Here is a 23,941-nt window from a genome sequence, read left to right on the forward strand (position 1 = left end):
ATTTTGTCAATTTATGGAGGAATTATGATTGCAATTGGAAGTGACCATGCGGGATATCTGTTAAAAGCAGATATTATAAAGTTTTTGGAGAGCAAGGGACTTGAGGTAAAGGACTTTGGTACAAACTCACCGGATTCAGTTGATTATCCTGATTATGGACGAGCTGTGGCAGAGGCTGTAGCCGGTAAAGAATGTGAAAAAGGTATTTTAATATGCGGTACCGGGATTGGCATTTCAATAGCTGCCAATAAGGTTCCGGGTGCAAGAGCTGCATTGTGTACCGACAGCTATATGGCAAAAATGTGCAAGCAGCACAATGATGCCAATATAATCGCTATAGGCGAAAGAGTTGTAGGACCGGGACTAGCTCTCGATATAATTGAAACATGGCTGGAAACAGAATTTCTTGGTGGAAGACACCAGAACAGGCTTGAAAAAATTTCAGACATTGAAAAAAAATATTTGACAAAGTGAGGAATTTATAATGGAGAATGTATTTGTTTTTGACCACCCGCTAATACAACATAAGATATCACTGCTTAGAGATAAGAACACAAATACAAAGGAATTCAGAGAATTAGTATCAGAGATAGCAATGCTTATGGGTTATGAAGTTACAAGAAATATGCCATTGAAAGAAGTGGAAATTGAGACTCCTATAGGAATGGCTAAAACCAATGTGATCTCAGGTAAGAAACTTGGAATAATTCCAATATTGAGAGCCGGATTGGGAATGGTTGACGGTATGCTGAGACTTATCCCGATGGCTAAAGTAGGACATATCGGGTTATATAGAGATCCTGAATCACTACAGCCTGTTGAATACTACTGCAAACTTCCTGTTGATGTTGAGGAGAGAGAGATTGTTGTTCTTGACCCAATGCTCGCTACAGGCGGTTCGGCATCGGCTGCAATTCAGTTTATTAAAAACAGAGGCGTAAAGAATATAAAGCTTATGTGCCTTATTGCTGCAAAAGCCGGAATTGAGAGAATGCAGAAGGATCATCCGGATGTTGAAATCTACTGTGCAGCAGTTGACGAAATTCTTAATGACCATGCTTATATTGTACCCGGACTTGGAGATGCAGGCGACAGATTATTCGGAACAAAATAATTAGACAGTTAATTTTGCGGATTGTAGCTTCAGCAAAAGTTTAACTTTAGGGGGTGCTTTATGAGACCGTCTTGGGATGAGTATTTCATGCAGATTGTGGAGCTGATTAAGACCAGGTCTACCTGTATAAGGAGACAAGTAGGCGCCGTTATCGTAAAGGATAAGAGAATACTTGCTACAGGATATAACGGTGCTCCGGTGGGCTGTAAGCACTGCTCTGAAGTTGGATGCATGCGAGAAAAGCTGAATATCCCGTCGGGGCAGCGACATGAATTATGCAGAGCAATTCACGCAGAGCAGAACGCAATTGTTCAGGCTGCATATAGCGGCACCAGCGTAAGCGGAGCTACGTTATATGTTACAAATCAGCCTTGCGTTCTGTGTGCCAAACTGGCCATTAATGCGGGCATTGTCAGAATTGTATTTAATGGTGAATATCCTGATGAACTGGCGATGACGCTGCTTAGTGAAGCCGGTATAGAGGTTGTTAGATTATAGAACTATGACCTTGGGCAGACACTTAAAACAAGATAATAAACAGAGGGGGACTGCCTCCCTCTATTTTGATGTTTGGATGGTATGTTTTTATGTGGCTTTGCCTAGGGTTGTAATACAAGAAGGTGTTTAAATGTCGAGTGTATATGAGTATTTTATTTCTTTCACCCTTGCGTTTATAGTTGCTTTTTCAGCTACTCCTGCAGTAAAAAGCCTTGCTTTTAAATTAGGGGTTGTTGATGTTCCTAAGGACAGTCGAAGGATGCATAAGAGGCCAACTGCATTGTTGGGCGGTTTGGCTATAATTGCAGGATTTTTTGTTTCAATACTATTTAGTATAGTCAGCTCCAAACTATTAAAGGTAGAAACTGCGTTGGTTTTTGACAAGCGTTTTCTAGGCTTAATAGCAGGTAGCTTAATTATTGCAGTATTGGGTTTTATAGATGATAAATATGCATTAAGCGCACAACTCAAATTTCCTATCCAGATAGCGGCAGCTCTTATAGTTGCATTTACCGGTACTAGAATTGAATTTGTAACTAATCCTTTTTCAGTCATTGGAATATCGACCTTTGGGCCATGGATTTCTTACCCGTTGACTGTGATATGGATAGTTGGTATTACAAACGCTATTAATTTTATTGATGGATTGGACGGATTGGCGGCAGGAGTATCGTCAATTGCTTCCATGTCACTATTCTTTGTTTCTGTAATGAGGGGTGATCCCGATATTCGTACAGCAGTACTGGCTGCAATTCTTGCAGGGTCTGTTCTGGGTTTCTTGCCTTATAATTTTAATCCTGCAAAGATTTTTATGGGAGATACGGGAGCAACATTTTTAGGATTTGTACTGGGAACCATATCTATTCAAGGTACATACAAGTCTTATACGGCCATAGCCATAGCCGTACCGTTGCTGGTTCTGGCACTGCCCTTGTTTGATACGCTTTTTGCCATTCTCAGAAGAGTTGCAAGCGGTAAATCACCAATGGCAGCGGACAGAGGGCATTTGCACCACAGGCTTGTTGATATGGGGCTTACCCAGAAACAATCAGTTTTGGTTATATATGTTGCAAGTGCGGCACTGGGGTTATGTGCGGTAGTACTTGACTATAAAGGGCCCGTTAGTGCCATTATATTGGTAATAGCGGTAGCTATATTCATAGTAGGCGGATCAATGTATATGAGTGAAGTGAACAGTGCAAGTAGGGCAAAAGAGGTTCACTACCTGTACAACCCGTCAAGAATGTCTATAATAGGAGGTAGAAAGTTGGACAGACTAAAGGTAATGACAATATTCGGTACAAGACCCGATGCCGTTAAAATGGCACCTCTTGTAAAGGAACTGGAAAGGTGCGATAAGATTGATTCCATTGTGTGCGTAACAGCTCAGCATAGAGAAATGCTTGATCAGGTATTGAAAATGTTTGAGATTACGCCTCAGCACGATTTGAATATAATGCAGAGCAGACAAACCTTAACAGGCATTACGACAAGGGCTCTTGAAGGCCTTGAAAAGGTTATGGAGCAGGAAAACCCTGATATAGTACTTGTTCACGGTGATACTACGACATGCTTTGTAGGAAGCCTTGCAGCTTTTTACAAGCAGATAGCTGTGGGACATGTAGAAGCAGGATTAAGAACTTTTGATAAGTATTCTCCATATCCGGAAGAAATGAATAGAAAACTTACCGGATCAATGGCAGATATTCACCTTGCACCAACTCAAACCAACAGGGAAAATCTTTTAAGAGAAGGTGTAAGTCAGGATGCAATATATGTTACAGGTAATACTGTAAATGATGCATTAAAAACAACTGTAAAAGAAGATTATACCTTCCAGTGTGAAGAACTCAGAGGGATAGACTTTAAAAATAAAAGAATCATTGCTGTTACTGCCCATAGAAGAGAAAATCTTGGGGAACCACTTCACAATATCTGTCGTGCACTTTCTTCAATTGTTGATAAATATGACGATGTTGAACTGGTTTATACAGTGCACTTAAACCCTGTTGTGCAGGAAACGGCCAAGGAGATTCTTGGAGGAAAAGAAAGAGTTCACTTGATTCCTCCACTGGATGTTCAGGATATGCATAATCTTATGGCCAGATCATACATGATAATGACAGATTCCGGCGGAATACAGGAAGAGGCGCCGACATTGGGCAAGCCGGTTCTTGTATTGAGAAAAGAAACTGAAAGGCCCGAAGCTGTTAAAGCAGGTACAGTAAGACTTGCCGGAACAGTTGAAAGCGAGATAATAGAACATGCAACAAAGCTTCTTGAAGACAAGGAAGATTATGACACAATGGCAAAGGCTGTAAACCCATACGGTGACGGACATGCTTCCGAGAGAATTGTCAAAGTACTTCTGTATCACTTCGGGTTAACAGATGAAATACCTCAGGAGTTTAGTGTTTGAATCTGAAAAATTAGGTAAATAAGTTTATTTTAAAGGGGATGTTATGGACAACATCCCCTTTTTACGTTTATTATTATTCTGCTATTTGGCTGTTGAGCCTTCTTTATCTGTGTCGGCTTCACCCTTACTGGATGAATCCCTAAGTATTACAATATCAACTCTTCTGTTCTTTGCTCTGTTAATATCCGTAGTATTCGGAACTAATGGTGAATATTCACCGTATGGTACAGGAGCAATCATCTTTGGATTAATACCGCCCTTATCAACCAGAAGCTTCAAAACATTTATTGCTCTTGCTGCAGACAATTCCCAGTTTGACGGATATAAGGCACTTTTCATTGGGATATTATCAGTATGTCCTTCCACACGTATGTGTTTGTTTGGAATCTTACTCAGAATATCCTTTCCTATTTTTATTACCGTATCTTGATCATTTGGTTCTATTATAGCACTTCCGCTTTTAAACAGTATTTTCTCATTTATAGTAACAACTATACCACGCTCCTGCATGGTTACTGATACGTTCCCTTTTAATCCTTCAGAATCCACAAGACCGCTTATTTCCTCTTGCAATGCCTCCATCTGTTGATCCTCAATCTTTGAAGGTATTACGGGAGACGGCATGGTAGCCGGAAAATCAATTAAAGAATTTCCCGAACTTCCACCTTGAACTACAGACGGCCGTTCTCCATTACCAAAGGCAGAGCTCAGTGATTGTGAGAGTTGCTGGAACTTTTCTGTGTTAACCTGACTCATGGAATACAATATTATAAAGAGTATTAGCAACAAGTTCATCAGGTCGGCATATGTTAAAAGCCAACGCTCAGCATTATCCTTGATAATTTTTTCCTTTGCCATGCTTACGCTTCAGCTCCTTCTTCCGCAGTAGCTACTGATTTATTTTTAGCACCGTTTAACTTCTCCATAAGGTTAAGGTTGAGTTTTTCCTTGATAATACGTGGATTTTCTCCTGCCTGTATGGATAAGAGACCTTCTATTATAATTTCGTTAATCATTGTTTCACGTGCCGCTTTAGCCTTTATTTTTGTACCGAAGGGCAGCCATACAAGGTTAGCGAAGGCAACACCGTACATGGTTGCAATAAAGGCACTGGATATCTTAGGCCCAAGTGCATTGGAATCCGACAAATCCTTAAGTATACTAATCATACCCATAACCGTTCCGCAAACTCCCATGGCCGGCCAGGTTCCACCCATGGCTTCAAACATCTTTGCACCTGACTCATATATCTCTTCCTGCAGTTCGGTTTCTCTTGCAAGTATGTCCTTTATTACTTCTGTTTCTATACCGTCAACAACCAGAGCCAGGCCTTTTCTTATAAGGTCATTCTTATTTGTTTGGGCATCCTGCTCAAGACTGAGAAGTCCATCTTTTCTGGCCTTCTCAGATAAATCTGCCAACTCATTAATTATATCTATTTCGTTATATTTCTTTTGAATAAATAACATGCTCAGTGTAGAAAGCATTTTCTTAACTTCTGATAAAGGAAATGCAACCAGTGTCGCACCAAAACCTCCGATAAAAACAATCAGAAACGGAGCTACCTTGAAAAGAGCGCCCAATTGGCCTCCTTCTTCCAAATAACCTGCTAAAACCCCGCCAAGACCCAGTACCAAACCTACAATGGTTGTAATATCCATAGAATGACCACTCCTGAATTTTTTGAATTTCTTTTGTGCATCTTTACTAAATTCACTAACTCTATAATGGTACATTTCGTCAAAGTACCATTGATTTACCTTTTTTACTGTGCTATTATTTAACTAATTTCTTGCCAACCATCGATTATTATCATTGTACGCAGATAAGTAACCTAAATAGATATCGTAAATTTTGGCGGAAAACTTAACAACTTTTTATGGAGATTGGCACAATAAAATAATAACATATGAGTAATAGTATAAAGTTTTTTATTAAAAGGGTTCTTATTGTATATATGGTGTCGCTTATTGCATGTTTTTTTGTAAAACATCATAGACTACCAATGATAATCATACTCACTGTCAGTGTGCTATTTTCATTGTTGAGGTTAGCTGTGCTTGAAGCTGTGCTGAAGCAATTAGGCAACGGTATCAATAAAACAGTTGCAGTTGTACTGAATTTAGTGCTATATCTATTTAACTTAGGCGTTATTAGTGTTACAATTGTCTTTGCACTGCGTATGGGAGTACATACTTTTCTGGCTGCATTGACAGGCACTTTATCGGTAATGATAGTTATAGTGCTGAATGTTGTTACGGAAACTTTGGGTATTACAAAAAATCAATTTGGACAGAAGGTGAACTAAGTGGATTTAGGCGAAAGACTTATTGAGGCGATGGAACCGCAGGAAGTATTCACTTTTAGCCTGTTCGGCAACAAAATACCTGTTACTGATGTTGTGGTTACTATGTGGATAATTATGGCAGTGATGATTACTCTTGCAATTATATTCACCCGCAAATTTACTACAGTACCCGGCAAAAAGCAGAACGTGGCTGAAATTATTGTTGAGTTTATCAACAACATAGTTAAGGATGCTATAGGCGAGCATCATTGGAAGGCATTTGCACCTTATCTGGGAACAGTAATGTTGTTTCTGATTTTTGCAAATACTGTCTCAATTTTTAATGTTATTCCTGGAGAAGGTTTTAAGCTAAGACCTCCAACCAGAAATATAAATGTAACTGCGTGTTTGGCGGTAATGTCAATCGCAGTAGTTATTTATGCCGGAATAAGGTATAAAAAAGTCAGCGGATGGTTAAAGAGTTTTGTTGAACCAATACCTTTGATTCTCCCGTTTAAGATACTTGATTACGGTATTAAGCCACTATCTTTGGCATTGCGTCTTTTTGGTAACATTCTGGGAGCATTTATAGTAATGGAACTAATCTACGCAGCAATGCCACCGATAGTACCTGCAGCGTTAAGTCTGTATTTTGACTTGTTTGATGGTATATTGCAAGCCTATGTATTTATGTTTTTGACGTCTCTGTATATTGCAGAGGTACTAGAATAAGGGGGTGAAATGGAATGGGAATAATAGCTATAGCAGCGGCAATAGCAGTATTTACAGGTATTGGCGCAGGAGTAGGTATCAGTTTGGCTACAGGAAAGGCAGTTGAAGGTATAGCAAGACAGCCTGAAGCGGCAGGACAAATCAGAAACGTAATGCTTCTGGGTGCGGTTCTTGCAGAAGCAACAGCTATATATGGTTTGGTTGTTGCATTGGTACTGGTATTCTTGAAAATGAAATAAAAGGAATATGAGTATCTGTGGAAGGTATGTTGTGTACCTTCCACAGATATAGTAGTAACAAAGAAGAATATAAAGCCCGGTGTTAAATAGACGGTGCTATTATATAAATGTGCTATAAAAATACAGGTAATAAGGAGACGCGAGTTTATGCTAACACCTGAAAAGTATACATTTCTTTTTGTTGCATTAAACCTGTTAATTTTATATTTCTTTATGAAACGAATTCTGTTCAAACCGGTAACTCAGTTTATGGAGAACAGAAAGAACTCAATAGAAACAGCGTTGAACGATGCTGAACAGGCAAAATTAGAAGCAGCTGAGTCACGCAAAAGCTACGACCAACAAATAAGAAATATCAAAGTGGATTCCGACAGGTTGGTAAACGAGGCTAAACAAAAGGCTTCACGGGAATATGAAGAGATAGTTGCTGCTGCTAAAAAAGAAGCAGAGCTTATTCTGCAAAAAGGCCGTGAGGAAGTAGAACGTGAAAGAGCCGAAATGCTCAAGCAGGTAAAACAGCAGATAGCTGTTCTTGCTATTACAGCGGCTACAAAAGTTGTTCAGCAGAATATGGATTCCGAAACAAATAAAAGTCTGGTGGAAAAATTTATTGATGAGGCAGGTGCTGCTTAATGCCACTTGTAGAAAAAAGGTATGCACAGGCACTGCTGCAATTGTCAGGGTCGGATGTTAATTCGGTAAAAGAGGAATTTGGAGACTTTACCAACCTTTACAATTCTGATAAGGACTTCAGAGACTTTTTGAATAACCCTGTTATTAAAACGGATAAGAAGCAAGCTCTCATAAGAAGCGTATTTACAGGACGCTTAAGCAAAAATATGCTCAATACGATACTGCTTCTCATTTCAAAACAGAGGACAGCTGAAATACCCGGAATATTCAGCCAATTTATGCAAATGTCAAATGAAATGGCAAATGTTCTGGATATGAAGATAATAATGGCTGAACAACTAACTGAAGTCCAATTGGAAACTATAAGAGAAAAGTTCAGAAAGAAATATAATGCAGTAGCTGTAAATTCCACTGAAATCGTAGATGCATCACTTATTGGCGGTATTAAGGTAATTATAGGTGACCAGGTTTACGACGGAAGTGTAAAAGGCAGGATAGAATCATTAACTGAGATAGTCAGTGTTTAGCTGATGGTATCGGAACATATGGGGTGAGAAACATGAGTCTTAGACCAGAAGAAATAAGCTCGATTATAAAGCAGCAGATTGAAAATTATGATACTGCTGTTAAGACTGATGATGTTGGATACGTTCTTCAGTCAGGAGATAATATTGCGAGAATATACGGACTTAAATCATGTATGTCCGGCGAGCTTTTACAATTTGAAAATAATGTATTTGGTATGGCTCTCAATCTCGAAGAAGATAACGTAGGATGTGTTGTCCTGGGAGATGACAGAGGAATAAAGGAAGGCTCAACTGTTAAAAGAACAGGAAAAACTGTTCAGGTACCGGTTGGACAAAGCCTTGTAGGGAGAGTTGTCAGTCCGCTTGGAAAACCGGTGGATGGTAAAGGTGATATTGTAGCAGAGGAATATCGCTCTGTTGATTTTACGGCTCCCGGCGTTATTGACAGAAAGAGCGTTAACAAGCCGCTTCAAACAGGTATTATGGCACTTGATGCCTTAATTCCAATTGGAAGAGGGCAAAGAGAGCTTATAATTGGAGACAGACAGACTGGTAAAACAGCTATAGCTGTAGATACCATTATCAATCAAAAAGGTAAAGATGTCATTTGTGTTTATGTAGCAATAGGTCAAAAGGCATCTACCATTACGGGTATTGTAAATACTCTGGAGAAATTCGGAGCCATGGAATACTCTATTGTTGTATCGTCAACGGCGAGCGATCCTTCATCGGTTCAGTACCTTGCACCTTATGCAGGGTGTGCTATGGCAGAGGATTTTATGTACAGATATCATAAGGATGTTTTAATCATTTATGATGATTTGTCCAAGCATGCGGTAGCCTACAGAGCAATGTCACTTCTGCTGAAAAGGCCACCGGGAAGAGAAGCTTATCCGGGAGATGTTTTCTATTTACACTCAAGACTACTTGAAAGAGCAGCTAAACTAAGCGATGAAATGGGTGGAGGTTCAATTACCGCACTGCCTATCATTGAAACACTGGCAGGAGACGTTTCAGCATATATCCCAACTAATGTTATTTCAATAACTGACGGTCAGATATATCTGGAGTCAGAATTGTTCTATTCCGGACAAAGACCTGCTGTTAACGTTGGATTATCAGTTTCCAGAGTTGGTGGTTCTGCTCAGATAAAAGCTATGAGAAAAATTGCAGGTCCTTTGAGAATAAATCTTGCACAGTTCAGGGAACTTGAAGCGTTTGCGCAGTTCGGCTCTGACCTTGATAAATCCACAAGGGATAAGCTCACTCAGGGCGAGCGTCTTGTAGAGACACTGAAGCAACCTCTGTACGCAACATTGCCGGTTGAGGAACAGGTTCTGATACTATATGGAGCTACAAATAACTATCTGATGGACTTACCTGTAAATAAGGTTAGAAAGTTCAATGAGGAATTTGTGGCATATATAAAGGAAAAGTACCCTAAGATTCTAACCAGTATTGCTGAAACAGGAGATATAAGCGATGAAATATCAAAGCTTATGAAGACTGCGGCAGATGAGTTTAAGGCTCAGTTTATTTAAAATTAATAAAAGCTTATCTAACAACAATAACACAGCAGATAAGCGTTATGATTATATTTTTGTCGTGCTGTGGGACAGAAACGGCGGTTTATCATATGGCAAACAATATGCGTGAAATTAAATCACGTATCAAAAGTATAAATCAGATGAGACAGATTACTAAGGCCATGAAGTTGATATCGGCGTCAAAACTTAAAAAAGCCAGAACACAGTTGGAAGAGACACTTCCTTACTTTAACAAGGTCAGAGAAACCATAGCCGATATTCTGGCACATAGTGCTGAGGTTGAAAGCAAGTTTTTTGACATAAGAGAAGAAAAGGAAGGCAAGAAGAAAGCATATATTGTTATGACCGGTGACAAGGGTCTGGCCGGCGGTTACAATAGTAATATTTTAAAGCTGACAGAACGTGAAATCGGTGATAACAAAGAAAATGCCTTGCTTCTGGTGGCAGGTACCACAGGAAGGTCTTACTTTACCAGAAAGGAATACCATGTCCACACTGAATTTGATTATGCAGTTCAGAATCCTACGGTGTTCAGGGCAAGGGAAATTACAGAGACTATACTTGATTTGTACAATAAACAGGAAGTTGATGAAGTTTATATAGTATATACTCAAATGATATCTGCTATATCTTTGGAGCCAAAGGTTTTAAAGCTTCTGCCAATTGAAATCGGTGCACTCCGCGAGGATGTAAAGGCCAATGAGATTGTGCTGGACCAGAAGTTTAAATATGAACCGTCAGAACAAGAAGTTCTTGATGTCCTTATTCCCAAGTATATAAAAGGTATTATGTACGGCACCTTTGTTGAAGCTTTTACAAGTGAACAGAATGCCCGTATGACTGCTATGGATAATGCAACTAAAAACGCAGATGAAATGCTGCAAAAGTTAAATCTGTATTACAACAGAGCAAGACAGGCGGCTATAACCCAGGAGATTTCTGAAATTGTTGGTGGCGCCTCGGCTTTAAAATAGAAATAGAGGACAAAATTTTACTATGAAAAAGTTCTCCTAATTTTGAAAGGAGTGTATAAAATGGCTGGAAGTTCCGGAGTCATTGTACAGGTTATAGGTCCTGTACTTGACATAAGATTTGAAAATGGTATTTTGCCTAATATATATAATGCTATTAAGATTCCTACAGATTCTGGTACTGTTACTGCGGAAGTAATGCAGCATCTTGGAAATGATACAGTCAGATGTGTTGCAATGTCTTCTACAGACGGACTTGTTAGAGGTATGAGTGCAGAAGATACGGGGGATGCAATTACTGTACCCGTTGGTAAAGAAGTTCTGGGTAGAATTTTTAATGTTTTGGGTGAGCCTGTTGACAAAGCAGGACCGGTTACACCAACTGCTTACCTTCCCATACATAGGGAAGCACCATCTTTGGAAGAGCAAAGGCCTTCTACGGAAATACTTGAGACAGGTATCAAGGTTGTAGACTTGCTGGCACCATATGCAAAGGGTGGTAAAATAGGACTTTTCGGTGGTGCCGGAGTTGGTAAGACAGTTCTCATAATGGAATTAATCAGAAATATAGCAACAGAGCACGGCGGATATTCAATATTTACCGGTGTTGGAGAAAGAACCAGAGAAGGTAATGACTTATGGCATGATATGAATGACTCTGGAGTTATTGAAAAGACTGCTATGGTTTTCGGACAGATGAATGAACCACCGGGAGCAAGAATGAGAGTTGGTCTTACAGGACTTACAATGGCTGAGTACTTCAGAGATCAAATGGGACAGGATGTTCTTCTGTTCATAGATAATATATTCAGGTTTGTTCAGGCAGGTTCGGAGGTTTCCGCGCTGTTGGGAAGAATTCCTTCAGCAGTTGGTTATCAGCCTACGTTGGCAACAGATGTCGGTGCACTCCAAGAGAGAATTGCATCAACAAACAAGGGTTCAATTACTTCCGTTCAGGCAGTATATGTTCCTGCCGATGATTTGACTGACCCTGCTCCTGCAACTACTTTTGCCCATCTTGATGCAACTACTGTTTTAAGCAGAGATATTGTTGCAATGGGTATTTATCCTGCGGTTGACCCTCTTGAATCAACTTCAAGAATACTTGACCCCAAGGTTGTAGGCGAAGAACACTATGCTGTTGCAAGAAGGGTACAGGAAATTCTTCAAAGAAATAAAGAACTTCAGGATATTATTGCTATACTTGGTATGGATGAGTTGCCGGAGGAAGATAAGTTGACGGTCTTCAGAGCCAGAAAGATTCAGAGATACTTGTCACAGCCTTTCTTTGTAGGAGAACAGTTTACAGGCTATAAAGGAAAGTATGTTCCTTTAAAGGAAACTATTAGAGGATTTAAAGAGATTATCGACGGTAAGATGGACAATATACCGGAAGCAGCTTTCTACATGAAGGGCGCTATTGAAGATGTTTACGAAGCTGCGAAGGAAATGGAATGATAATCCCCTGAGTTAATGCATTTTAAGCCGGTATATGGCTTATGGAGGTTAAAGAAGACATGGCCACATTTTTTTTAGAGGTATTAACACCTGAGAGAAAGTTTTTTTCAGGAGAGGCAGAGTGTGTAATATTTAAATCCAGTGATGGTGAGATGGGCGTTTTGGCAAAGCATGCACCCACAGTTTCAGCTGTAAGCGTCGGACCTCTTAGAATCAATGCACAGGGTAAATGGATTGAGGCAGTTGTTACTGAAGGGTTTGCAAAGATTATGCCCGACAAGGTTGTTATACTTACCGATACAGCCGAATACCCGGAGGAAATAGATATTAACAGAGCCAAGGCTGCAAAACAGCGTGCCGAGGAACGACTTCAGAAGAAACTCAGTCAATTGGAATATATGAGGTCAAAAACTGCACTTGCAAGGGCGATGGCACGTTTGAGTGCAACAAATAAAAGAAGTTAAATAGCAGAGTTCTTTTTGAGTCTATACAGGATTTTATTTTAAATCTTGTATAGACTCTTTAATTTTCAATAAAATGTCATAGCATTTACATAAAAATATAGTGTTTTTATGCTAAAAAAATATTTTTTGGAAAAATTGCTGTATTTAAACGAAATTTGTATAAAGGGAATGGGCAATTTGGGCGATATACTAAGGGAGTATTACAATAATGTAACAACAGAATAACAAGGAGGTTAAAAGTATGAAATCTAAGTTCAGAGTTCAAAGTATTTTAGTTGCAGCAGCTTTATTTTTTTCGACTACAAATGTAGCATTAGCAGATGGGATATCACCAAAGCCTGATGTGGCAAATATCACAGTTACAAATAATGCTGGCATGGCAGATACTGTTAAAGTAACTTCATTAGCAGTAGGTGATGTAGTAAGGGTTTACAGCCCCACGACTCAGATAGGTACTGCAACTGTAATGACAGGGAAGTCAGAAGCTATTGTAAGTATTCCTCAGATAGGTACAGATTCAGGTGTTATATATGTATCTGTAACTAATATCAGTAGTTTAGAGAGTGATAAGGTAGAAAAAGCATACATAGCGGAAGCAACAAGTACTGATCCTGTAGCAGATAATATTACGGTAACAAATAACGTAACAGGAAAATCAGATACAGCAAAGGTAACCGGACTTGAGGCAGGAGATGTAATAAAGGTATACGAGGATGATACAGTAACTACAACATTGGGAACAGCAACAGTTGCAGCAACAGCAACAGAAGCTACCGTTACAATCAGACAGCTGGGAGTAGAAGAAGGAAAAGTATATGTAACAGTGACATCACCGGGTAAGAAAGAAAGTACAAGAGTAGAAAAGGCATACGATGCAGAAGAAGTAACAGAGGCATTAAAAGCTGATGCGATAACAGTAACAAATAACGCAGGAAAAGCAGATACAGTAGCTGTAACCGGACTTACAGCAGGAGACATAGTAAAGGTATACAAAGACGGAACAGCTACTACAGCAGCGGGAACAGCAACAGTAGGAACAGGAAAAACAGAAGCTTTAGTTAGCATAACCCAATTAGGTACAGAAGCTGGAAAGGTATATGTAACTTTGACAAGTGCAGGTAAACTGGAAAGCACAAGAACAGAAGTAGCATATACAGAAGAAGCAACAAGTACTGCACCTGTAGCGGATAATATTACTGTAACAAACAACGTAACAGGAAAATCAGATACAGTAAAGGTAACCGGACTTGAGGCAGGAGATGTAGTAAAGGTATACAAGGACGATACAGTAACTGCAACATTGGGAACAGCAACAGTTGCAGCAACAGCAACAGAAGCTACCGTTACAATCAGACAGCTGGGCGTAGAAGAAGGAAAAGTATATGTAACAGTGACATCACCGGGTAAGAAAGAAAGTACAAGAGTAGAAAAGGCATACGATGCAGAAGAAGTAACAGAGGCATTAAAAGCTGATGCGGTAACAGTAACAAATAACGCAGGAAAAGCAGATACAGTAGCTGTAACCGGACTTACAGCAGGAGACATAGTAAAGGTATACAAGGACGGAACAGCTACTACAGCAGCGGGAACAGCAACAGTAGGAACAGGAAAAACAGAAGCTTTAGTTAGTATAACCCAATTAGGCACAGAAGCTGGAAAGGTATATGTAACTTTGACAAGTGCAGGTAAACTGGAAAGCACAAGAACAGAAGTAGCATATACAGAAGAAGCAACAAGTACTGCACCTGTAGCGGATAATATTACTGCAACAAACAACGTAACAGGAAAATCAGATACAGTAAAGGTAACCGGACTTGAGGCAGGAGATGTAGTAAAGGTATACAAGGACGATACAGTAACTGCAACATTGGGAACAGCAACAGTTGCAGCAACAGCAACAGAAGCTACCGTTATAATCAGACAGCTGGGAGTGGAAGAAGGAAAAGTATATGTAACAGTGACATCACCGGGTAAGAAAGAAAGTACAAGAGTAGAAAAGGCATACGATGCAGAAGAAGTAACAGAGGCATTAAAAGCTGATGCGATAACAGTAACAAATAACGCAGGAAAAGCAGATACAGTAGCTGTAACCGGACTTACAACAGGAGACATAGTAAAGGTATACAAGGACGGAACAGCTACTACAGCAGCGGGAACAGCAACAGTAGGAACAGGAAAAACAGAAGCTTTAGTTAGTATAACCCAATTAGGCACAGAAGCTGGAAAGGTATATGTAACTTTGACAAGTGCAGGTAAACTGGAAAGCACAAGAACAGAAGTAGCATATACAGAAGAAGCAACAAGTACTGCACCTGTAGCGGATAATATTACTGCAACAAACAACGTAACAGGAAAATCAGATACAGTAAAGGTAACCGGACTTGAGGCAGGAGATGTAGTAAAGGTATACAAGGACGATACAGTAACTGCAACATTGGGAACAGCAACAGTTGCAGCAACAGCAACAGAAGCTACCGTTACAATCAGACAGCTGGGAGTGGAAGAAGGAAAAGTATATGTAACAGTGACATCACCGGGTAAGAAAGAAAGTACAAGAGTAGAAAAGGCATACGATGCAGAAGAAGTAACAGAGGCATTAAAAGCTGATGCGGTAACAGTAACAAATAACGCAGGAAAAGCAGATACAGTAGCTGTAACCGGACTTACAGCAGGAGACATAGTAAAGGTATACAAAGACGGAACAGCTACTACAGCAGCGGGAACAGCAACAGTAGGAACAGGAAAAACAGAAGCTTTAGTTAGCATAACTCAATTAGGTACAGAAGCCGGAAAGGTATATGTAACTGTAACAAGTGCAGGTAAACTGGAAAGCACAAGAACAGAAGTAGCATATACAGAAGAAGCAACAAGTACTGCACCTGTAGCGGATAATATTACTGTAACAAACAACGTAACAGGAAAATCAGATACAGTAAAGGTAACCGGACTTGAGGCAGGAGATGTAGTAAAGGTATACAAGGACGATACAGTAACTGCAACATTGGGAACAGCAACAGTTGCAGCAACAGCAACAGAAGCTACCGTTACAATCAGACAGCTGGGCGTAGAAGAAGGAAAAGTATATGTAACAGTGACATCACCGGGTAAGAAAGAAAGTACAAGAGTAGAAAAGGCATACGATGCAGAAGAAGTAACAGAGGCATTAAAAGCTGATGCGGTAACAGTAACAAATAACGCAGGAAAAGCAGATACAGTAGCTGTAACCGGACTTACAGCAGGAGACATAGTAAAGGTATACAAAGACGGAACAGCTACTACAGCAGCGGGAACAGCAACAGTAGGAACAGGAAAAACAGAAGCTTTAGTTAGCATAACTCAATTAGGTACAGAAGCCGGAAAGGTATATGTAACTGTAACAAGTGCAGGTAAACTGGAAAGCACAAGAACAGAAGTAGCATATACAGAAGAAGCAACAAGTACTGCACCTGTAGCGGATAATATTACTGCAACAAACAACGTAACAGGAAAATCAGATACAGTAAAGGTAACCGGACTTGAGGCAGGAGATGTAGTAAAGGTATACAAGGACGATACAGTAACTGCAACATTGGGAACAGCAACAGTTGCAGCAACAGCAACAGAAGCTACCGTTACAATCAGACAGCTGGGAGTGGAAGAAGGAAAAGTATATGTAACAGTAACATCCTCAGGTAAGAAAGAAAGTACAAGAGTAGAAAAGGCATACGATGCAGAAGAAGTAACAGAGGCATTAAAAGCTGATGCGATAACAGTAACAAATAACGCAGGAAAATCAGATACAGTAGCTGTAACCGGACTTACAGCAGGAGACATAGTAAAGGTATACAAGGACGAAACAGCTACTACAGCAGCGGGAACAGCAACAGTAGCAACAGGAAAGACAGAAGCTTTAGTTAGCATAACTCAATTAGGTACAGAAGCAGGAAAGGTATATGTAACTGTAACAAGTGCGGGCAAGCTGGAAAGCACAAGAACAGAAGTAGCATATGCAGCTGAAGAGGTAACTGCTGATCCTAATGCGGATAAAGTTTTGGCCATTAATAATACCGGAAATGATTTGGTTCTTGTATATGGTTTAACAGCAGGAGATGTAGTAACTATCTATGATGCAGCAGAAGCCGGAAAAGCAATTGGTACTTCAACAGTAGCAGCTGCACAGTCACAGGTTGTAATTACAATTTCTCAACTTGGACAGGCAGGCGGAACTTTCTACTTTACAGTTACTAACTCTGGTAAGCGTGAAAGTAAAAGAATAGCAGTTACATTTACTGCTGAGTAAAGTATAGCAGTTAAAAGAAAGCTGTACACTAAGAAATTGGTGTACAGCTTTTTTTGTATTTAATGTGACATTAACATTACAAAATGTACAACCTTATAAAATCTATTCTAAAAATTGCCGATAAGGTATAATAAAAGAAATTTTTGGGGGTATATGCTTTGATTTCTAACAGGGGAAAAAAATATCATAAATTTAAACACATTTCTAAGTTAGCAATAATGCTTGCAGCAGCTATTTTGATGCAAAGCCTAGTTGTACTTAATACAGCAGCCGCTACTGTAAAATCAAATATCACTGCTTTAGTACATAATGTAAATGTGGTTACCCTCAATTGGAATGACTATTTAACTAATGAGATAAATTATTATTTGGAGCGAAGTGTTGACGGAGGGATATTTTCAACGGTCTCTTACGCTGCTGCAAATCTTACAACTTTCACAGACAGCACCGTTCAACCCGGGCATATTTATACTTACAGGGTAAAAGTTATGGATTCCACTTATACAACATATGTGTATGCTGATGAAATTTCAATTCGCACAGATGAAGTTGCAAGACCGGATTCTTTGACGCCTACAACGGTTTCATCTAATCAGATAGATTTAAAATGGACTTATCCTGCGGGTAAGATAAGCAATACTATAATAGAGCGAAGAACGGAAGGCTCTACCTCCTGGACGGAAGTATCCAGAGTTCCGGCAGGTCAGAATGCATACAGTGACAAGGCAATAGCGGCGGGTATAAAGTATTATTATAAAGTCAGGTCGTATTCAACGGAGTATATAAAATCCTCTGCTTATCCTGATGAATATGACGGAATCAGTGCGGTTTCAATGTTGCCCAGACCGTCAAACCTGTCGGGATTTGCTCTTTCAGGGTATAAAATACAGCTAAAATGGCAGGATGTATCATTTGAAACGGCATATATTATTGAAAGAAGAGCATCCAACGAAGGTGCTTTCACTGAAGTTGCAGTATTGCCACAGAATACCACCAGCTATATTGATAACGTTGCACATGAAAATTCCATATACAGCTACAGGATTAAGGCATTAACAGGTGTTACCAGTTCCGAGTATTCAGATGTTCTGAATGTGGCCAGTACATATTTAAAGCCTCCTTCATGGCTCACGGCTGTCAGTGTAGATGGTAAAAAAATCAGTTTGTCATGGCAGGATTTGACTACCAATGAAACAGGCTTTGAGATATGGAGAAAAGCTCCTGCTGAAACAGAGTATACATTGTATGATACAATGGGTAGAAATGCAAACAGTTATATTGATTTGAATGTATCTCCACAAAAAAACTATTCCTATAAGGTAAGGGCAAAAATTAATGATAATGAAGTATATTCTGATTTCTCCAATGAATCCGGTGCTTTAACAACGCCTCTGAGTCCTCCTGCAAACTTGTCATTTAACATTATAAGTAAAACAGAGGTTGAGCTTACTTGGGATGATACCAGCAGTATGGAGGCAGGCTTTATAGTAGAGAAAAAGATTGGTTTGCTGTCACAGTGGTATCAGATCTCACAGCTTGAGCCTAATGTAACAAAATATAATGATAAATGGATAAGCAGTACGGAACCTACTTTTTACAGAATTAAGGCCTTTGACAGGTCAACGGCTGTCAGCTACAGCAATGAGGTACAGTTGTCATTAGATGCTCCTGAAGTCCCCAGCAATTTGCAAACTTCCGTTCTATCAACTAATGACGTGAAGCTATCATGGAAGGACAATTCTTCTACCGAAGAAGGATTTATAATTGAGGCAAAGCAGTTGTATCTTTTCAGAGAAATAGGCAGAGTTGATTCAAATGTGACAACTTTTATATATCACGATGCTATACCCGGAAGAACAATGACATACAGAATCAGAGCTGTAAAGGGTTTGGTTCAGAGCAATCCTTCAAATGAGGTTGCCACAGTTACTTTGGTAAATAATACATACAGTGATTTGGGGTCTGTAAGCTGGGCGGCAGAGGCAATCAATAACCTTGCAAGCAGAAATGTATTCGAAGACAAAAGTAATAAATTTAACCCAAAACAGTCTATTAGCAGAGGGGAATACTGTGCCATGCTCGTTAGAAGCCTTGGCATGGAAAAAGCAGTGGCAGGAAGATTTGCCGATGTTACCGTAAAACATAAATATTATAAGGAAATTATGTTATCAGAGTACTTTGGTATAATAAGCAAGGATAAAAATAACAAGATTTACCCGGATAAGCTTATAACAAGAGAACAGGCCACGGTAATGCTTGCTTTGGCTCTGAAAATAAAGGGAACTCCATTACCTCAAAAGGACAGCAGTACTTTGAAGGAGTTTGCAGATTTTAAGTTGATTTCATATTCATCTTCCAGAAATATAGCCGCTGCATGCGGAGTAGGTATTATTTCTGGAAGAATAATTAAAGGGCGGGTTTACTTGCAGCCCTCAAATAATGTAACAAGGGCAGAAGCTGCATTAATGGTATATAAGGGATTAATTTATAATCAAGGTAATCAATAAAGAAGAGAAGGAGCAAGTTAATGAAACGATATGCAAACAAACTATCTCTGATGCTTGCAGTAATATATTTTATGGTTATTCCCCTGTCTGCATTTGCAACAACGGGAACATCATATTCCAACTACACAGGTTCATTGCTGAGCAAATGGAAAAACAACGGTGTATTGGATAAAAGTTACTCAAGTCTGGACTTAAACAAGCCTGTTGAGAAGATTGATTTTATTAAAATGCTCAACGCAATTTTGAAGACGTCAAAAAAGGCTGATATTAATTTTAGCGACGTACCAAAGAACTCATGGTATGGACAGGAGCTTGCAAAGGCTGCTGCATCCGGATTTGTTTCAGCTGAAAATAATACAAAATTCAACCCATTTGCTTATATGACCAGAGTAGAGGCGGCAGAGATGTCGGCATATGTTTTTGGACTTGAACTTAAAGATGATAAAGTACTCAGTAAAATAACTGATGGTAAGGCTCTTGAACAGAAGCAGCTGAATAATTTGGCTGCGGTGATAGAAAAAGGCGGACTTACAGAGGTTGCTGCCGGAAGATATGCACCATTGGGAGTACTTAAGCTAAAGGATGCTTTAGTTATGCTGGATAAATGCGTGGGGCAGATTGCTCTTAAATCGGGAGCCATAACTGCTAATGCATCAGGTAATATGTTTATCAGTGTGGGAGCCGTTACTCTAAAAGGTATTTCCATTGCCGGAGATTTGATTATCGGTGAGGGTGTGGGCGACGGAGTTGTTACTCTGGAGAGTGTGAAACTGTCAGGAAGGCTTATAATAAGAGGAGGAGGGCCTAACGGGGTAATTATAAAAAATTCTCAGATAGGCGGGAACCTGACCGTTGAAAAGAGTGAAGGCAATGTATATATAAGAGTGGTTGGAAATACAACTATTAAGCAGGCATATTTAAAATCGGGTTGTACCATTGAAGAAGGTTACCTGACAAGCGGAGAGGGCTTTGTAAATGTCACTGCCATGCATGGGGCTTTTGATGGACAGAATGTAACTTTAACAGGTGACTTTAAAAGTATAGTTGCGGAAAACAGTAATTTAAATATTAAATTGAGCGGCAATGCAGAAAATGTTGACCTGAATAAAGACGGTCTTGGAACTTTTTCTCTTTTATCGGGAACTGTTAAGACGATATCTGTGGGAGTATCAAAAAAACAGCTTGAATTTTTGGGCGGAAAGATTACCACCCTTAATGTTCTAAAGGATGCCAAGGGAAATAAAATAACTATAGATGGAACTACTGAAATCAACACAGCAAATATAGAAAGTACTACTGAATTTACCTTTAAAAAGGGTACAGTTACTTCTCTGATATTGAACGACACCTCTCAGAACTCATATATTAACATGATGAGCGGTTCATATATCGGAAGTCTTGTTATTATGGCAGATGCTGAAATAAAGGGCTACGGTAAAATTACTAGTGCATATTCCTATGCAAACAATGTTAAAATGGGGGTTACCCCTTCCTTTTATTCATATAAATATGTACCGGGAACAGATGACTCTTATCTGCCAATTGTTAATATTGGTGCTTCCGGTGTAGTTAATGACAGTATAACTCTTCAAGAAGGGAAGTCTGTTGATTTGTATAAAGACTTAGGCTTGTCGGTCTCACCTGATAAGAGCACAGTTGGATTCGTATCTTTGAACGGCAGTGTTGCCACTGTAACTGATAAAGGTGTAATAACAGCTATAGCAGCCGGAACGGTAAAGATATATATAACGGGTCAGTACACGGGTTTTGCCAGTGGCATAAAACGTATTGACGTAAATGTTACACCGGGTAATATAACACTTCCGGGGATTTTGGAAATAAGTCCTGTAACAGGTGAAGCGGCAACAGTAAAGGACTTTGAAATAACCTATACTTCAAGGGACGATTTTTCAAATGGTACAGTTACTTTCTGGCTGCCGGAAGGCTTCCCTGCATTTGAAACTGACCTGGTGAAGATAGGAAACGGTGCGGAAGTAACATTGAATCCGTCCCAGAGGCTTAACGTCAGAACCTTGTCCTTTACAAACCTTAATTTGAGCAAGGGACAGAAGATTGTTGTAAAGCTGAGAAATAAAACCGTACCTCAAGGAGGAGAATACATATTTAATGTTGTTGCAGATGCCGATGGCTTCGGAGCGAAACTGCCTACATCAGGTCAGGATGAACGGACTGTATTTACTTCAGATAAGCTGAAAACTCTCTTGGAGACTACAAATTACATATTATCTGCCTATGACTCTCAAGCCGGAGCTATAAGCTTCACAAAACTGTCTTTTGCAGGTTTTACGGGAGCTACAAAATGGATTATAGCCGTTCAGGACGGCAAATTTACTCAACCGGGCTATGATGATAAAGTTCCGGGAACAGAATACACTTTGGGAAGTGCTATAACCATTGCCCCAAACCAACATCTGATGCTGGCGGCAGTTGATGGAGACAGTACAGCAGGATACAAGGTTAAGGCTTTTGTTGATATTACTGTTCACTAAAGATTTTAGAGTAATAAATTGTATAGTCATATTTTTGACCAATTCAGACAGAGATGTTTGGGTTGGTCTTTTTAATCTGACAAAACTAGAGTAATATTATACAAATATTTACATATAATACATTTTGTGCTATTATAATATCTGACATATGTTAGATTAATGTTTAATGTATAAATATATAGTATTTGGAGAAGGGGGGACTGGAAGTTGATAAGGAAACTAAGTAAATTGATTTATTCGGTATTAGTTTTTTGTTTGATTTTATGCTCTTGTATTTCCTACGGAAGCACAAAAGAAGTAAATCACTGGATTAGTGCGTGGAATGTAAGTACAACTAATTTTACTCGGCTTAAATCTTTTGGATTATTTAATTATAATAATCGAACTATTAGAACAATAGTAACATCAAGTTTTAGCGGTACTAAAGAAAGAATCAAGTTTTCTAATGAGTATGGAACCGAACCGCTTAGTATTGGAGCTGTATCAGTTTCACTTGTAAATTCTGATGGAACTCTCAAGAATCAAACAAATAAATCTCTTACTTTCAATGGGAAAAAAGCAGTTAATGTAAAAAAAGGAGCTTTCGTTTGGAGTGATCCGGTTGAAATAAATATTAAGGTACTGGATAAGATAGCAGTAAGTACGTACTTTCCAAAAGGAATTAAGGAAGTAACCGGAGGTTGTGGGGGAGTGGAGACTTATTTTTCGCAAAAAGGAAATCATATTAACTCTAGCAACACAAAAAAAGATTATAAACTTGAAGTTATGAGTGGATTTCCGAATATTTGCCCGTTTTTATCGTCAATAGAAGTGAGTACTTCTGAGAGTAATGGCTCTATCTTAGCTTTTGGCGATTCAATAACTACTCTTTCTTGGCCTGAGTATTTTATCAAAGAGTTAAAGGATAATAACATAAATAATCTTTCAGTATTCAGAGAGGCTATCGCGGGAAACAGAATTTTGCATGATACGGTTAGCGACATGATGGGAATATTTGGAGTTGCAGGAATATCAAGATTTGAAAAAGCTATTACTAATCATGAAGGTGTTGGGTATGTAATTGTTTTAGAGGGAATAAATGATATAATGTCCACAGGCCCCGGTGGAACATCTCCAGCTTCTGAATTTGCAAGTGCAGATCAAATAACAGCAGGATTGCAACGATATATTGATATAGCTCATAAACATAGACTAAAAATATATGGAGCAACAATAATGCCGTTTAAAGGATATACTACATATACCGATGAAGAAGAAACCAGACGCCAAGAAGTAAATAACTGGATTAGAAACAGTGGAAAGTTTGATGCAGTAATAGACTTTGACAAAACAACTTTAGATTTTAAGAATCCTGCAAAACTAAAACTAAAATATGATTCAGGAGATCATATTCATCCAAATGATGCAGGTGGAGAAGCTATGGCGAAATCCATTGATTTAAAACTATTTAAATAGATGAGACAAAAAGTTACAAGTGCAATAGCCTTGTAACTTTTTGTCGATTAATGTACATATTTTTATAAATTTTCACTATAGTTTATTTGTTTTTTACAATTTATATAATTTATTGCACTAAATAAAGATTAATAATGATATATATTTAAATAGTATGTCTAAATATGTAATTATAAAAAAAATAATAAGGGATGACATTGAATGTATTTGGAGTATAATAATTACTAAATAGTAAAATATTTACAACAAAATGAAAGTAAGCTACTATCAGTATAAAATAAACTACTGCATTTGCAAAAGT

General features: G+C 38.9%; 19 protein-coding genes and 1 pseudogene. 18 read left to right on the forward strand and 2 right to left on the reverse strand.

The features are described from left to right. Window positions 1-24 precede the first annotated feature (24 nt). From rpiB to wecB, 5 genes and pseudogenes are all read left to right on the forward strand, one after another. Window positions 25-474 (forward strand): ribose 5-phosphate isomerase B, encoded by a 450-nt coding sequence (gene rpiB, locus P0092_RS01480; RefSeq protein ID WP_004619725.1) that lies wholly within the window; start codon window positions 25-27, stop codon window positions 472-474. Between the two features lie 10 nt (window positions 475-484). After that, complete coding sequence (gene upp, locus P0092_RS01485) at window positions 485-1,114, forward strand: uracil phosphoribosyltransferase (protein WP_004619727.1); 630 nt, start codon at window positions 485-487, stop codon at window positions 1,112-1,114. A 60-nt stretch (window positions 1,115-1,174) separates the two neighbouring features. Continuing rightward, window positions 1,175-1,612 (forward strand): deoxycytidylate deaminase, encoded by a 438-nt coding sequence (locus P0092_RS01490; RefSeq protein ID WP_004619728.1) that lies wholly within the window; start codon window positions 1,175-1,177, stop codon window positions 1,610-1,612. Between the two features lie 259 nt (window positions 1,613-1,871). Next, window positions 1,872-2,471: pseudogene (locus P0092_RS01495) on the forward strand (MraY family glycosyltransferase); the annotation flags it as partial. A 408-nt stretch (window positions 2,472-2,879) separates the two neighbouring features. Further along, window positions 2,880-4,031: a non-hydrolyzing UDP-N-acetylglucosamine 2-epimerase gene (wecB, locus tag P0092_RS01500; protein WP_276187208.1), complete on the forward strand. Its 1,152-nt coding sequence runs from the start codon at window positions 2,880-2,882 to the stop codon at window positions 4,029-4,031. 81 nt (window positions 4,032-4,112) lie between these two features. On the opposite strand, the gene P0092_RS01505 is transcribed toward wecB, so the two are convergent. Both P0092_RS01505 and P0092_RS01510 read right to left on the reverse strand, forming a co-directional pair. Beyond that, a complete protein-coding gene (locus P0092_RS01505; protein WP_004619731.1) occupies window positions 4,113-4,889 on the reverse strand; it encodes a flagellar motor protein MotB in 777 nt (258 codons plus the stop codon). Window positions 4,890-4,891: 2 nt separating this feature from the next. Continuing rightward, on the reverse strand, window positions 4,892-5,692 hold the full coding sequence (locus P0092_RS01510; RefSeq protein ID WP_004619734.1) for a motility protein A: 801 nt from the start codon (window positions 5,690-5,692) through the stop codon (window positions 4,892-4,894). Window positions 5,693-6,087: 395 nt separating this feature from the next. On the opposite strand from P0092_RS01510, the gene P0092_RS01515 reads away from it, so the two are divergent. From P0092_RS01515 to P0092_RS01575, 13 genes are all read left to right on the forward strand, one after another. Next, on the forward strand, window positions 6,088-6,339 hold the full coding sequence (locus tag P0092_RS01515) for a hypothetical protein (RefSeq protein ID WP_004619737.1): 252 nt from the start codon (window positions 6,088-6,090) through the stop codon (window positions 6,337-6,339). Beyond that, window positions 6,340-7,050: a F0F1 ATP synthase subunit A gene (locus tag P0092_RS01520; protein WP_004619739.1), complete on the forward strand. Its 711-nt coding sequence runs from the start codon at window positions 6,340-6,342 to the stop codon at window positions 7,048-7,050. A gap of 14 nt (window positions 7,051-7,064) precedes the next feature. After that, a complete protein-coding gene (gene atpE / locus P0092_RS01525; protein WP_004619742.1) occupies window positions 7,065-7,289 on the forward strand; it encodes an ATP synthase F0 subunit C in 225 nt (74 codons plus the stop codon). Window positions 7,290-7,436: 147 nt separating this feature from the next. Continuing rightward, window positions 7,437-7,922 (forward strand): F0F1 ATP synthase subunit B, encoded by a 486-nt coding sequence (atpF, locus tag P0092_RS01530; protein ID WP_004619744.1) that lies wholly within the window; start codon window positions 7,437-7,439, stop codon window positions 7,920-7,922. Continuing rightward, window positions 7,922-8,449 (forward strand): F0F1 ATP synthase subunit delta, encoded by a 528-nt coding sequence (locus tag P0092_RS01535; RefSeq protein ID WP_004619746.1) that lies wholly within the window; start codon window positions 7,922-7,924, stop codon window positions 8,447-8,449. The genes atpF and P0092_RS01535 overlap by 1 nt, the downstream gene beginning before the upstream one ends. A 32-nt stretch (window positions 8,450-8,481) precedes the next feature. After that, window positions 8,482-9,990 carry a F0F1 ATP synthase subunit alpha gene (gene atpA / locus P0092_RS01540; protein ID WP_199398949.1) on the forward strand — a complete coding sequence of 503 codons (1,509 nt, stop codon included), beginning with the start codon at window positions 8,482-8,484 and terminating at the stop codon, window positions 9,988-9,990. 95 nt (window positions 9,991-10,085) lie between these two features. Then, window positions 10,086-10,970, forward strand: coding sequence for an ATP synthase F1 subunit gamma (gene atpG, locus P0092_RS01545; protein ID WP_004619749.1), 885 nt, complete (start codon window positions 10,086-10,088; stop codon window positions 10,968-10,970). A gap of 60 nt (window positions 10,971-11,030) precedes the next feature. After that, the gene (gene atpD / locus P0092_RS01550) at window positions 11,031-12,425 is read left to right on the forward strand and encodes a F0F1 ATP synthase subunit beta (protein ID WP_004619750.1); all 1,395 of its coding nucleotides are present in this window, start codon (window positions 11,031-11,033) and stop codon (window positions 12,423-12,425) included. A gap of 59 nt (window positions 12,426-12,484) precedes the next feature. Further along, entirely contained in the window at window positions 12,485-12,889 is a 405-nt protein-coding gene (locus P0092_RS01555) for a F0F1 ATP synthase subunit epsilon (protein WP_004619753.1), read from the forward strand. A gap of 241 nt (window positions 12,890-13,130) precedes the next feature. Next, window positions 13,131-17,168, forward strand: a complete 4,038-nt coding sequence (locus tag P0092_RS01560) for a hypothetical protein (protein ID WP_276187045.1) — start codon at window positions 13,131-13,133, stop codon at window positions 17,166-17,168. 158 nt (window positions 17,169-17,326) lie between these two features. Then, window positions 17,327-19,675, forward strand: a complete 2,349-nt coding sequence (locus tag P0092_RS01565; RefSeq protein WP_004619757.1) for an S-layer homology domain-containing protein — start codon at window positions 17,327-17,329, stop codon at window positions 19,673-19,675. Window positions 19,676-19,695: 20 nt separating this feature from the next. Further along, the gene (locus P0092_RS01570) at window positions 19,696-22,185 is read left to right on the forward strand and encodes a BslA/BslB family hydrophobin (protein ID WP_004619760.1); all 2,490 of its coding nucleotides are present in this window, start codon (window positions 19,696-19,698) and stop codon (window positions 22,183-22,185) included. A gap of 207 nt (window positions 22,186-22,392) precedes the next feature. Next, window positions 22,393-23,640, forward strand: a complete 1,248-nt coding sequence (locus P0092_RS01575) for an SGNH/GDSL hydrolase family protein (protein WP_004619762.1) — start codon at window positions 22,393-22,395, stop codon at window positions 23,638-23,640. Window positions 23,641-23,941 lie beyond the last annotated feature (301 nt).

This window comes from Ruminiclostridium papyrosolvens DSM 2782, assembly GCF_029318685.1.
Classification (GTDB): Bacteria; Bacillota; Clostridia; order Acetivibrionales; family DSM-1351; genus Ruminiclostridium; species Ruminiclostridium papyrosolvens.